The organism is Rhodospirillales bacterium (assembly GCA_016872535.1).
In the GTDB taxonomy this organism is placed as follows: domain Bacteria; phylum Pseudomonadota; class Alphaproteobacteria; order Rhodospirillales; family 2-12-FULL-67-15; genus 2-12-FULL-67-15.
This window is the reverse complement of record VGZQ01000086.1, coordinates 1-12,074: the sequence shown is the minus strand read 5'-3', so window position 1 is coordinate 12,074 and position 12,074 is coordinate 1. Positions and strand designations below refer to the sequence as shown.

Sequence of the window (12,074 nt, the reverse complement as noted above, 5' to 3'; positions counted from 1 at the left end):
ACGCGCTTGGCCTTGCGGACAAGGCGCTGCGCGCCGCCGAGGCGCACCTGGCCGAGGGCCGCGAGGAGCGCATCCGCGCCGAGGGCCTACTCGAACAGGCCAAGGTGTCCGCCCGCGCCCTGGTCGAGCGCGTCGCCGAGCGGCTCGACGCGCCGCCCGAGCGCCTCGCCGAGATCGCCGGCATCGCCGAGGGCGACGAGCTGCCCGAGATCGCCGAAGTCGAGAAGAAGATGGAGCGGCTCCAGCGCGAGCGCGAGACCATGGGCCCGGTCAACCTGCGCGCCGAGCAGGAAGCCGAGGATCTGACCCGCCAGATCGAAACCATGCAGGCCGAGCGCGCCGACCTGATCGCGGCGATCGAGAAGCTGCGCAAGGGCATCCAGGAACTGAACCGCGAGGGGCGCGAGCGCCTGCTCAAATCCTTCGCCGAGGTCGACAAGCATTTCCAGGACCTGTTCACCCGTCTGTTCGGCGGCGGGCGCGCGCATCTCGCCCTGGTCGAATCGGACGATCCGCTCGAAGCCGGCCTCGAGGTGATGGCGAGCCCGCCCGGCAAGCGCCTCCAGACGCTGTCGCTGCTGTCGGGCGGCGAGCAGGCACTGACCGCGCTGGCGCTGCTGTTCGGCGTCTTCCTCACCAATCCGGCGCCGATCTGCGTGCTGGACGAAGTGGACGCGCCGCTCGACGACGCCAACGTCGACCGCTTCTGCACGCTCTTGGAGGAAATCGCGAAGGCGGGCGGCACCCGCTTCCTGGTGGTCACCCACCACCGCATGACCATGGCGCGCATGGACCGCCTGTTCGGGGTGACCATGCAGGAACGCGGCGTATCCCAGCTGGTTTCGGTCGACCTGCAGAAGGCCGAGGAATTGCGCGACTCTGTCCTCGCGGCCTGAAATTCGTCGGCGCCGCGCGCGGGTAAAAACAGGAATTCCGCCAGCGAAGTCAGACCCTTCGGCCCGGGTCCTTGCGCCTTGACAGGGCCTCGGGGCGAAGCCTACTTTCCGCGCCTGTTCCGCGTCGGAGTAGCGCCTGATGGGCGAGGATAAGGACCCGCAAGCGCTCCGCGATCTCGAAGCGCGCCTCGCCAAGGCGCGCGAGGGCGAATCCCTCGGCGCGCGGCCGGGCGGCCCCGGTTTCGGGCCGGGCGGGGAACCGCCCCAGTCGGCGCTCGGCATCGCGCTCCGGGTGAGCGTGGAACTGGTGGCGGCGATCGCGGTCGGGGTCGCGATCGGATGGCTGATCGATGCGTGGCTGGATACCGACCCCTGGGGACTGATCGTGTTCGTGTTCCTGGGCGGTCTCGCGGGGATGCTGAACGTCTACAAGCTGGCGCAGGGGTTCGCCCAGGGGCCCGGCTTTCGCGGCAAAGACAAGGACAAGACATAGGAACCTTCGACGTGGCGCAGGCAGGTCCCCTCTCCCAGTTCGAAATCAAGCCGCTGATCCCGATCCACGTCGGCGGCGTCGACTTGTCCTTCACCAATTCCGCCCTGTTCATGACGCTCACCCTGATGACCGTGGTCGCGTTCCTGACCCTCGGCATGCGGGGCCGCGCGCTGGTGCCGGGACGCTGGCAATCGATGGTCGAGCTTTCCTACGGCTTCATCGGCAACCTGATCCGCGACACCATCGGGCCCGAGGGGCGGCCCTACTTCGCGCTCATCTTCACCATCTTCATGTTCGTGCTGTTCGGCAACATGTGGGGGATGATGCCCTACAGCTTCACCTTCACCAGCCACATCGCGGTCACCTTCGCGATGGCGATCGTCATCTTCATCGGCGTCACCATCCTCGGCTTCGTCAAGCACGGTTTCCATTTCTTCTCGTTCTTCCTGCCGCCGGGCGCGCCCTTGTTCATCGCGCCGCTGCTGATCGTGATCGAGGTCATTTCCTATCTCTCCCGCCCGATCAGCCTGTCGGTGCGGCTGTTCGCCAACATGCTCGCCGGCCACACGCTGCTCAAGGTGTTCGCCGGGTTCATCGTCTCGCTCGGCGTGTTCGGCGTCGTGCCGCTCGCCTTCGTCGTCGCGCTGACCGGGCTCGAATTCGTGATCGCGTTCCTGCAGGCGTTCGTGTTCACGATCCTCACCTGTCTTTACATCAACGACGCCTTGCATCTGCACTGAACAACCTCGGAAAGGATCGACCTCATGGAACTCCAAGCCGCCAAACTCCTCGGTGCCGGCCTCGCCGTCATCGGCGTGATCGGGTCCGGTATCGGCATCGGCAACATCTTCGCCGCCTTCATCCAGGCGGTCGGGCGCAACCCGTCGGCCCAGGGCGCGGTCTTCCCCATGACCATGCTCGGCTTCGCGCTGGTGGAAGCGATCGCGCTGTTCGCGCTGGTGATCGCACTCGTGATCCTGTTCGGCTGATATGCCGCAGTTCGACCCCAGTTCGTTCGCCTCCCAGATCTTCTGGCTCGCGGTCACCTTCGTCGCGCTCTACTTCGTCATGGCGCGCGTGGTGGTGCCGCGCATCGCCGACGTTCTGGACACGCGGCGGCGGCGGATCGAAACCAACCTGGAGAAGGCCGAAACCCTGAAGAAGGACGCGGCCACGGCGCTCGCGGTTTACGAAAAGGCGGTGGGCGAGGCGCGCGAGCAGGCCCGCGGCCTGATCGCCGAGGCCGGCCGGCACATCGCCGAAACCGCGGCGCGCGAGGAAGCGGAACTGGCCAAGAGGCTCGCCCTCCGGGTGGCGGAGAGCGAGGCCGGCATCGCCCGCGCGCTGGAGGCCGCCATGGGGGGCGTGCGCGAGGCCGCCGCCGAGGCCGCCGCCGACGCGGCCCAGCGCCTGATCGGCGAGCGACTGGAGCGGGCCGAGGCCGACAAGGCCGTCGCCGCCGTGCTCAAGAGCGGGAATTGAAGGAAGCATCGGCCATGGCGTTTCTCACCGATCCGACGTTTTGGGTGGCGATATCGCTCCTGATCTTCGTTGCTCTGGTCTGGCGGCCGATCGCCAAGGCGGTACCCAAGGCGCTCGACGACCGCGCCGCCAAGATCAAGGCCGAGATGGACGAGGCGGAGAAACTGCGCGTCGAGGCGCAGGAACTGCTCGCCCAATATCAGCGGAAGCAGCGCGAGGTGTCGATCGAGGCCGAATCCATCGTCCGCCACGCGCGCGAGGAAGCGAACCGCATGACCGCCGAGGGCAAGGCCAAGCTCGAAGCCGCCCTCAAGCGGCGCGAAAAATCGGCGCTGGAGCGCATCCGCCGCGCCGAGGAACAGGCGATGGCGGTGGTGCGCGCGCGCGCCGTCGACCTCGCCGTCGCGGCGACGCGCGAACTGCTGGCGGCGCGCCTGACGCCGGCCAAGGACGATGCGCTTATCGACCGGGCGATCCGGGAATTGCCGGAACGGCTGCGGGTGCATTAGGGAAGATGGGTGAAAATGCGCGCGGGCGAATCCCCGCGCGCTCCGAAGGAAGCGCCCCGCCTGGGGCGCAAAAGATAATCGAACGACCGCCCGGTGAACGGGCGGCTCTCAAACCAACGCTCCCAAGTTTCCCAGGGGGCACTCGATACCGGGCGCGGCGGGCGGAAGCCTCCCGCGCCGGTTTTGTGCGTGGGCGGATGGGTAGTTGTGCGCTATTCGGCAAAGGAGTACGAAATTTGAGTTACGTCGGTGCGGGTATGTGAACCACAAAGAACGGGCCGATCGTAACTTTTATCGGATTTGTTTTATGTCAGAACCATCTAACCAATATTGCAAAGCAAAAACAGAAACTGGACAACCTTGCCGATTGAAAGCAGGGACTTCTGGTTATTGTCACCTTCATGATCCCCAAAAGACAGAAGAAGGCAAATCGACTAAGTCACAAATGGGGCGCCTTGAAGAGATAATAGACATGGTTCTTCGCGTTAGTCAGGCGAAGGGGTGGGATGCTTATATAAAAAGTATCGACAAGAAGCATTGGAAATACGCGACGATTTCGGCGTCACGATATGAAGGGACTTATCAAATTGCCGCCTTAATCGAAATTAGCTATGGCTCAAAAGTTTCATTGTCTTGTGAATCAACTTCATTTCACCAATACGGTTTTAGCAATTTGCGAAAAGCGCTATATGACGAATTCGAGGCCATTTCATGGCTTAAGCCAATTGAAAAACCAATTAGCGCAGGAAAACCGGATTTTTTGGATGCATTGCGTCAGATATTGAGGCGTTTTGATATTGTCGTTAGGCAGTTAAAAAAACGACATGCCGATCGACCCGCTATCGAAATCCACGACGAGTATGATATCCAATATTTATTGCACGCGATTTTGCGTGGACTGTTTTTCGACGTCCGTGCCGAGGAAGTATCCCCGAGTTATGCCGGGGCATCGTCCCGTTTGGATTTTCTCTTAAAAGATGAAAAAGTTGTTATCGAAACTAAATTTGCTACCGCTTCATTGCGAGACAAACAGATCGGCGAACAGCTCATAATTGATATTGAACGCTATCAAGCACACCCTGACTGCAAAATTTTGATCTGTTTTGTTTACGATCCAGAAAACTTTATTCGTAATCCCGCAGGCCTTGAAGGGGACTTAAGCCGGAAAACGGACAGATTCGAAGTAATTGTTTTAGTCGTTCCTCACTAAGCAACGTGTTTATACCCTTTTCGCCTAGCCACTCATCCTCTCCCACTCGTCCTCGTCGATGGTCTTGACGCCGAGTTCGCGCGCGATCAACCGGAAGGCCCGGTGGGCGCCAGCCAGTTTTCGACGCGCAGACCGGAAACGCGACGGAACTCGCGGATATTGGCGGTAACAAGAACCAGGGCCTCGCTCCGGGCGTGGCCGGCGATCATCAGATCGTAGGGACCGATCGGGGTACCCTTGCGCTCCAAGTCGGCGCGTATCTGCCCGTAGTGCAAGGCGGCTCGGTCGTCGAACGGCAGCACGGTCAGCCGGGCGGCGAAACTCTCCACGACGCCGAGATTGGCCGCGGGCCGGGCGGATTTCTCCGCGCCGTACAAGAGTTCGGCAAGGGTGACCGACGAGATGCCGAGATGAGCAGCACGCTCGTTGAACACCTCACGCAACGCGGGCGGCCGGTTCTTGATCGTGAAGATGCAGATATCGGTGTCGAGCAGGTAGCGGAGCACTATAGATCTTCCCGTGCCTGCGCGGCCGGTTGCGCGCGCGACGTCATGAAGTCGTCGGAAACTTTCGCGCCATCGAAAAACGTGTCCCAGGACATGCCGGCGGGTACGATCAGCCGCGCTTGGCCGACCTTGACGATTTCCACCCGCTTGACCGAGTTCGGCAGCGCCACGGCTTTCGGTAAACGCACGGCCTGGCTCTTGTTGGTGGTGAAGACAGTCGAATGGGCGTTGGGTTTGGTCATCGGACGACCCCGGTATATGTTTCAGGGATATACCTAAATTCTGCGTTCAACGGAGGGATATGTCAATGGGATATCCCTTGGTTCCCCGCCACCCTCCCCCACTCGTCCTCGTCGATGGTCTTGACGCCGAGTTCGCGCGCTTTCTTGGCCTTTGAGCCCGCGTCCGCGCCCACCACCACTAGGTCGGTTTTCGCCGAAACCGAACCCGCCACTTTGGCCCCCAGCGCCTCGGCGCGGGCCTTGGCTTCGCCCCGGCTCATGCTCGAAAGCGTTCCGGTGAAGACCACCGTCTTGCCCGCGAGCGGCGATTTCGCCGAAATTTTGGGCGCGACGAAATCCTCGACCGTCACTTCGCGAGCCAGCTCGTCGAGCGCCGCGCGGTTCTTCCTTTCCGCCGCGAATTCGATCAGGTCGGCCGCGAGCGACGGCCCGATGCCCTCGATGGCGGTCAAGTCGCGGTAGGCGTCCGATTCCGGATCGCTTGCCGCTTCCATCGCCCGCCGCCACGCCTGAAGAGAGCCGTAGTGCTTGGCGAGCAGCCGCGCCGTCGCCTGGCCGACCTGGGGAATGCCGAGGGCGTAGATGAAGCGCGCGAGCGAAATCGTCCGCCGCACCTCGATCGCCGCCATCAAATTCGCCGCCGATTTTTCGCCCCAGCCCTCGCGCGCGGCGATCTCCTTCTCCCGCCGGTGCAAGCGGAAAAGATCCGCCGGGGTTTCGATCAGGCGTTCTTTCCAGAACGCCTCGATGTGCTTTTCGCCGAGACCCTCGATGTCGAAGGCGTCGCGGGTGACGAAATGGCGGAGCCGTTCCACCGCCTGCGCCGGACACACCAGGCCGCCGGTGCAGCGCCGGGCGGCCTCCCCTTCCTCCCGCGCCACGTGGGCGCCGCATTCCGGGCAACGTTCGGGGAAATGGAAGACCTTCGCCGATTTCGGGCGCCTCGAAGTCACTACCTCCAGCACCTGCGGGATGACGTCGCCCGCGCGCTGGATGACGACCGTGTCGCCGACCCGCACGTCCTTTTCCCGGATGTAATCCTCGTTGTGCAGCGTCGCGCGCCCGACAGTGACGCCGCCGACGCCGACCGGCTCCAGTTCCGCGACCGGGGTGAGCACGCCGGTGCGCCCGACCTGAACCTTGATCTCGCGCACGACCGTCGTCGCCCGCTCGGCCGGGAACTTGTGCGCGATGGCCCAGCGCGGCGCGCGGCTGACGAAGCCGAGCCGCCGCTGCCAGTCGATGCGGTTCACCTTGTAGACGACGCCGTCGATTTCGTAATCGAGCTTCGCGCGACGCCTCTCGATCTCGCGCCAATATTTCAGCGCGTCGTCGCGCCGCGCGCATTTTTTCGCCAACGGGTTGACGGGAAAGCCCCAGGATTCGAGCCGTTCGTAGAATTCCCCTTGGGTTTTCCACGCCGCCTCGCCGCCGTAGCCGTCGGCGTCCGCGCCGCTGACTTCGCCCCAGGCATAGGCGAAGAAGGAAAGCGGCCGTCGCGCCGTCACCCCGGCGTCGAGCTGACGCACCGAGCCGGCCGCCGCGTTGCGCGGATTGGCGAAGACCTTGTCGCCCGCCTCCTTCTGGCGCTCGTTCAAGGCGAAGAAGTCGGATTTTTTCATATACACTTCGCCTCGCACTTCGATCAAGGAAGGCGCACGGCCCTTGAGTTCGCGCGGCACGGTCGCGAGCGTGGCGAGATTGCGGGTGATGTCTTCGCCTTCGGTGCCGTCGCCGCGCGTCGCGCCGGAAACGAACCGGCCCCCTTCGTAACGCAGCGACACCGAAAGCCCGTCGATCTTGGGCTCGGCCATCAGTTCCACGTCGGCATCGGCATCCAGCTTCAGGAACCGCCGGATGGAATCGAGAAAGTCGGCCACGTCCTCGTCCGAAAACGCGTTGCCGAGCGAGAGCATCGGCCGGGCGTGGCGGATCTTCTTGAAGCCCGCCGCCGGCGCGGCCCCGACCCGCAAGGACGGGCTGTCGGCGCGGATCAGACTTGGGAATTTCGCCTCGATCGCCGCGTTGCGGGCCCTGAGCGCGTCGTAGGCCGCGTCCGAAACGACCGGCGCGTCTTTCTGATAGTACGCCTTGTCGTGCTTGGCGATTTCGGAGGCCAAGTGGGCGAGTTCGGCGGCGGCTTCGAGCGGCGTCAGTTCCGCGACCGGTTTTTCCGGATCTTTCGCTTTCCGGCTCACGGCGCGGCCTTGAGCTTGCGCGGCTTGCCGCTCCGTTCCCCATCGAACCCGAGCAGGCTTCGCGCCGCGGCGCGGGCCTCGTCGGTGACACGCGCGCCGGCCAGCATGCGGGCGATTTCCTCGATCCGCGCCGTGTCGTCGAGCGACTCGGCGGAGGTGGTGGTGGTGCCCTTGGCGGTGCGCTTGGCGACCCGCACGTGGGCGTCGCCGCGCGCCGCCACCTGGGGCGAGTGCGTCACCACCAGCACCTGCGCCGCGCGCGCGAGCCCGGCGAGGCGCTCGCCCACCGCGGCCGCGACCGCCCCGCCCACGCCCGCGTCCACTTCGTCGAACACCAGCACCGGCACCGGATCGGCGCCGGCCAGCACCGCCTTCAACGCCAGCATGAAACGCGCCAGTTCGCCGCCCGAGGCGATCTTGTTGAGCGGCCCCGGCGGCTGGCCGGGATTGGTTTCCGCCTCGAACAGCACCTTGTCGCAACCGGCCGGGCCCCAGTCGGTTTCCGCGGCCGCCTCGACGCGGGCGCGAAAGCCGGCCTTGCCGAGCTTCAAGGGCGCCATTTCCGCCGTCACCGCGCGGCTGAGCGCTTCCGCCCCGGCGCGGCGCTTTTGCGAGAGTTCGCCGGCGCGGGCGACGAAGGTGCGGCGCGCGGCCTCGGCCTCGCGCGCGAGCTTCTTCGCCGCCTCGCCGCCGTCCTCGATGGCGGCCAGGTCCGCTTGCAGCTTTTGCAGCACGTCGGACAAGCGATCGGCTTCGACCCCGTGTTTGCGCGCGGCGGCGCGGAGCGCGAACAGGCGTTCTTCCGCCGCTTCCAGCTCGCGGGGGTCGATCTCGATCCCGGCGCCGGCGCGTTCCAGTTGGGCGCGCGCCTCGGCGGCTTCCGCGGCCGCGCGGGCGAGCGCCGCGAGCGCGGCATCCAACCTGCCGCCGGCCTGGCCCGCGACCCGTTCCAGCTGGCGCTGCGCGGAAGCGAGCGCGCCTTCCACCCCCTTGCCGGCGTCGAGGTCGGCGGCGGCCCCGCGCAACGCGTCGCCGAGCTTGCCCGCGTTCTGCTGCAGGGCGCGGGCGGAGGCGAGATCCGCTTCCTCGCCCGGCTTGGGGCCGAGACGGGACAGCTCCTCCGCCGCGTGGCGCAGATAGTCCTCCTCGCGCCGGGCCTTCTCCAGGTTTTCGGCGGCGGCGCGGGCTTTGGCTTCGGCTTCGCGCCAAGCGTGCCAGGCGGCCGCCACGCGCGCCGCGTCCGGCCCGAGCCCCGCGAACGCATCGAGCAGCGCCCGGTGCGACGCCGCGTCGATCAGGCGCTGGGATTCGAACTGGCCGTGAATTTCGACCAGCGTCTCGCCCACCTGGCGCAAGAGCGCGACGCCGACCGGCTGATCGTTGACGAAGGCGCGCGAGCGGCCGTCCGCGCCGAGGACGCGGCGCAGGATAAGCGCGCCGTCGCCCGCCCCCTCGATCCCGTGTTCGGCCAACAACGCGAACGCCGGATGATCGGGCGCGAGCCGGAACTCGGCCGCGACCGAAGCTTGGCGGGAGCCCGCGCGCACCAAGCGGGCTTCGGCGCGAAGCCCGAGCGCGAGCCCGAGGGCGTCGAGCAGGATGGATTTCCCGGCGCCGGTTTCGCCGGTAAGGGCGGTGAAGCCGGGGCGGAATTCGAGGTCGAGCGCCTCGATCAAAACGACGTCGCGGATCGCGAGTGTGCCGAGCATGTCCGTGCTTGTCGCGAACCTGGCGCCGGTTGGCTCACCAGATCTTGTACCAGGGCTTCTCGGCCTTTTTGTCGGGAATCGGTTCGACCCTGGGCGCCGGCGCGGAGTCGGCCCAGGGCTTGTACCAAACTTTTTCGACCTTGCGCGGGCGGACCGGCTTCTCCTCGATCATCTCGTAGGAGTCCATGTACCAGTCGTTGCCCGGGAAGTTGTGGCCGAGAACGGCGGCGGTGCGGCGCGCCTCGTCGTACAGGCCCAAGGCGGTGTAGGCTTCCGACAGGCGGTGCAGCGCCTCGGGGACGTGCGTGGTGGTCTGGAACTTGTCGACCACCACCTTGAAGCGGTTGATGGCGGCAAGATAGTTGCCGCGCTTCAGGTAGTAGCGGCCGACTTCCATCTCCTTGCCGGCGAGATGGTCGATGGTGAGGTCGATCTTGACCTTGGCGTCGCGCGCGTAGCGGGTCTCGGGGAAACGGGCGACGATCTCCTTCAGGGTGCTGAGCGCGAGGTCGGTCATGCGCTGGTCGCGCTCCACGTCCGAGATCTGCTCGTAGTAGCAGAGCGCCTTGAGATAGTACGCATAGGCGATGTCGGGATTGCTCGGGTGCAACGAAATGAACCGTTCGAGCGCGACCACGGCGTCGTCGTAGCGGTTGTTCTGGTAGTGGGCGTAGGCGGCCATCAGCTGCGCCTTGGTCGCCCAGACCGAATAGGGGTGCTGGCGCTCGACCTCCTCGAAAGCCCTGGCAGCGTCGCGGTAGAACTCGCGCTGCATCTGCGCCATGCCCTCGTTGTAGAGCTGGTCGACGGGGCGCTCGACGTACTTCTCCTTCTCGGCGCAGGCGGCGAGCAGCGAAAAGGCCAACGGGAGGGTTAGAACGAGCGTTCGGTACATGGGCTCAAAATGGACGAACGAAACCGGCCGGGCGGCCGCGCCCGGGGCGCCCATAATACCATGCCCGGCGCGAGGGGGGAGCGTTATTCGGCGGCGAGGCCGGGCCTGGCGTGAAAGTCGCGTTCGGCGGCTTCCGATTCGGCGATGGTCAGGTCGTCGATTCGCCACGCGCTCGGATCGGCGAAGAGCGCGCGCAACAGGCGGTTGTTGGCGCCGTGGCCGGAGCGGACGCCCCGGAAGGCGCCGATCACCATGCCGCCGGCGAGATAGAGATCGCCGAGCGCGTCGAGCGCCTTGTGGCGCACGAACTCGTCCTCGTAGCGCAAGCCTTCCTCGTTCAGCACCCGGCCGGCGTCGACCACGATGGCGTTTTCGAGCGAACCGCCGCGGGCAAGCCCGGCGGCGCGGAGTTTTTCCACGTCCTCGAGGAAGCCGAAGGTGCGGGCCCTCGACAGCTCCTTGCGGAAGGCGCCGTTGACCAGCGGCAGAGCGAGCGCCTGACGCGCGATCGCGGCGCTCGTGAAATCAATCTCGCAATCGAGGGTCAGGCAGCGCCCCGGCGCGAGCGAGGCCGTCGCCGGCCCGTCGGCGAGCGACACTTCCTTGAGCACGCGCACGACCCGGCGCGGCGCGGCCTGTTCCTCGAGGCCGGTGCATTCGATCAGGAACACGAACGGCGCGGAACTGCCGTCCATGATCGGCACTTCGGGGCCGTCGAGATCGACCCGCGCGTTGTCGACGCCGAGACCGGCGAACGCGGCCATCAGGTGCTCGACCGTGCCGACGGTGACGCCGACCTGGTTGCCGAGCACGGTGCACATGCGCGTGTCGACGACGCGGTCGAAGCGCGCGGGGATGTCGCGCGCGTCGCCCTCGACGTCGAGGCGGCGGAAGACGATGCCGTGATCCGGGCCGGCCGGATGGATCGTCATGGTCACGCTCATGCCGGAATGGAGACCGACGCCGACGCACTCGACCGCGGACGCGAGCGTCTGCTGCGGAACGAAGCCTTGGCGACGCACGGCCGCGCTCTCGGCGGGCGCGCGCTCGGATAGCGGATGGGTGGCGGGGACGGCGAAAACGGTCACGGCGCGCGCGAATTTCCCAGACAAACCAAGGGCCTTCGGGGGTTCTGTACCAGTCGCCCCGAAGGCCCTCAAGTCACAGATTGTTTCCTATTGTTACGCTTTTACAAGCCCTTAACCACACCGTTCAGTTCGCCTGACGACGCAGGAACGCGGGGATGTCGAGCAGATCGTCCTCCGGTCCCGATGTATTGATCCGGTCCTGGGGCTCGGCCTTGAGCGCGTGGGCGGCGGCCGACCCGGCCTCCACCGGTTTGGCGGACGACTGGGCGGGCGATGGAGCGGTCATTTGGGCGGCTTCCTTGGATTTGGCCGGAGGTTGGCGGCTGGTGATCCGATCGAACAGCGACGGAAACGCCCGCCGGGCGGCGGCGCTCATGGGCGAAACCTTGTTCACTGGCGCGCCTATCGGCGCGACCGCCGATTCGCGGGCGGCCGGAGCGGCAGCAGGTGCGACCGGCGCTTCACGCTTGGTTTCACCGGCCGGAGCGCTTGGAATGAAGGCATCGAGCGCCCCCATCTGCGGCATGGCGGCGGGACGCGGAAGATCGCGCAACACCGGCCGGCGCGGCGGGGCGGCCGGCATCGGAGGCGCCACGGAAACGGCGGCGGGCGCCGGGGCGGGCGCGGCTTCGGCCGGAGCCGGAGCGGCGGCCTTGGCGACGGCGGCGCTAATGTTTGGCCCTGAGGATTCGCTCGCGGCGGCGGAATTTTCGGCGGCCTGCAGAACGGCCTCGGCGAGGGCCTCGACCGATTCGCAGGCCGGCGGCGGAACCAGTTCGGCCGCTTCATCGGCCATGACCGCTTCGGCTTTCACTTCGGCGGCCAGGTTCGAGGCCATGGCGGGAG

At 66.1% G+C, this 12,074-nt stretch carries 13 protein-coding genes; 7 read left to right on the top strand and 6 right to left on the bottom strand.

Annotated features, from left to right (window positions below):
• The 7 genes from FJ311_13990 to FJ311_13960 all read left to right on the top strand — a co-directional run.
• A partial coding sequence (locus FJ311_13990) for a chromosome partitioning protein ParA (protein MBM3952549.1) occupies nt 1-896 on the top strand: 896 nt, incomplete at its 5' end.
• Nucleotides 897-1,035: 139 nt separating this feature from the next.
• On the top strand, nt 1,036-1,389 hold the full coding sequence (locus FJ311_13985; GenBank protein ID MBM3952548.1) for a phosphoribosylaminoimidazolecarboxamide formyltransferase: 354 nt from the start codon (nt 1,036-1,038) through the stop codon (nt 1,387-1,389).
• Nucleotides 1,236-2,129 (top strand): F0F1 ATP synthase subunit A, encoded by an 894-nt coding sequence (locus tag FJ311_13980; protein MBM3952547.1) that lies wholly within the window; start codon nt 1,236-1,238, stop codon nt 2,127-2,129. Before FJ311_13985 ends, FJ311_13980 begins: the two co-directional genes overlap by 154 nt.
• Nucleotides 2,130-2,153: 24 nt before the next feature.
• The gene (locus tag FJ311_13975) at nt 2,154-2,378 is read left to right on the top strand and encodes a F0F1 ATP synthase subunit C (GenBank protein MBM3952546.1); all 225 of its coding nucleotides are present in this window, start codon (nt 2,154-2,156) and stop codon (nt 2,376-2,378) included.
• 1 nt (nt 2,379) lies between these two features.
• The gene (locus FJ311_13970; GenBank protein ID MBM3952545.1) at nt 2,380-2,871 is read left to right on the top strand and encodes a F0F1 ATP synthase subunit B'; all 492 of its coding nucleotides are present in this window, start codon (nt 2,380-2,382) and stop codon (nt 2,869-2,871) included.
• A gap of 14 nt (nt 2,872-2,885) precedes the next feature.
• Nucleotides 2,886-3,380: a F0F1 ATP synthase subunit B gene (locus FJ311_13965; protein MBM3952544.1), complete on the top strand. Its 495-nt coding sequence runs from the start codon at nt 2,886-2,888 to the stop codon at nt 3,378-3,380.
• A 736-nt stretch (nt 3,381-4,116) separates the two neighbouring features.
• Nucleotides 4,117-4,590, top strand: a complete 474-nt coding sequence (locus FJ311_13960; GenBank protein ID MBM3952543.1) for a hypothetical protein — start codon at nt 4,117-4,119, stop codon at nt 4,588-4,590.
• Between the two features lie 86 nt (nt 4,591-4,676).
• Here FJ311_13960 and vapC read toward each other — a convergent pair whose 3' ends face one another.
• The 6 genes from vapC to FJ311_13930 form a co-directional block, all read right to left on the bottom strand.
• Nucleotides 4,677-5,096 (bottom strand): tRNA(fMet)-specific endonuclease VapC, encoded by a 420-nt coding sequence (gene vapC / locus FJ311_13955; protein ID MBM3952542.1) that lies wholly within the window; start codon nt 5,094-5,096, stop codon nt 4,677-4,679.
• A complete protein-coding gene (locus FJ311_13950) occupies nt 5,096-5,338 on the bottom strand; it encodes an antitoxin (GenBank protein ID MBM3952541.1) in 243 nt (80 codons plus the stop codon). Before FJ311_13950 ends, vapC begins: the two co-directional genes overlap by 1 nt.
• Nucleotides 5,339-5,400: 62 nt before the next feature.
• Nucleotides 5,401-7,536 carry an NAD-dependent DNA ligase LigA gene (ligA, locus tag FJ311_13945; GenBank protein ID MBM3952540.1) on the bottom strand — a complete coding sequence of 712 codons (2,136 nt, stop codon included), beginning with the start codon at nt 7,534-7,536 and terminating at the stop codon, nt 5,401-5,403.
• Nucleotides 7,533-9,245, bottom strand: coding sequence for a DNA repair protein RecN (gene recN / locus FJ311_13940; GenBank protein MBM3952539.1), 1,713 nt, complete (start codon nt 9,243-9,245; stop codon nt 7,533-7,535). The genes ligA and recN overlap by 4 nt, the downstream gene beginning before the upstream one ends.
• A gap of 34 nt (nt 9,246-9,279) precedes the next feature.
• Nucleotides 9,280-10,140: an outer membrane protein assembly factor BamD gene (locus tag FJ311_13935; protein ID MBM3952538.1), complete on the bottom strand. Its 861-nt coding sequence runs from the start codon at nt 10,138-10,140 to the stop codon at nt 9,280-9,282.
• Nucleotides 10,141-10,223: 83 nt separating this feature from the next.
• Nucleotides 10,224-11,228, bottom strand: coding sequence for a UDP-3-O-acyl-N-acetylglucosamine deacetylase (locus FJ311_13930; protein ID MBM3952537.1), 1,005 nt, complete (start codon nt 11,226-11,228; stop codon nt 10,224-10,226).
• Nucleotides 11,229-12,074 lie beyond the last annotated feature (846 nt).

Bases quoted from the DNA above. Each gene is read 5' to 3' on its own strand.
- FJ311_13980 (MBM3952547.1), top strand. From the start codon at position 1,236: ATGGCTGATCGATGCGTGGCTGGATACCGACCCCTGGGGACTGATCGT.
- recN (MBM3952539.1), bottom strand. From the start codon at position 9,245: ATGCTCGGCACACTCGCGATCCGCGACGTCGTTTTGATCGAGGCGCTC.
- FJ311_13950 (MBM3952541.1), bottom strand. From the start codon at position 5,338: ATGACCAAACCCAACGCCCATTCGACTGTCTTCACCACCAACAAGAGC.
- FJ311_13975 (MBM3952546.1), top strand. From the start codon at position 2,154: ATGGAACTCCAAGCCGCCAAACTCCTCGGTGCCGGCCTCGCCGTCATC.
- FJ311_13985 (MBM3952548.1), top strand. From the start codon at position 1,036: ATGGGCGAGGATAAGGACCCGCAAGCGCTCCGCGATCTCGAAGCGCGC.
- FJ311_13935 (MBM3952538.1), bottom strand. From the start codon at position 10,140: ATGTACCGAACGCTCGTTCTAACCCTCCCGTTGGCCTTTTCGCTGCTC.
- FJ311_13965 (MBM3952544.1), top strand. From the start codon at position 2,886: ATGGCGTTTCTCACCGATCCGACGTTTTGGGTGGCGATATCGCTCCTG.
- FJ311_13970 (MBM3952545.1), top strand. From the start codon at position 2,380: ATGCCGCAGTTCGACCCCAGTTCGTTCGCCTCCCAGATCTTCTGGCTC.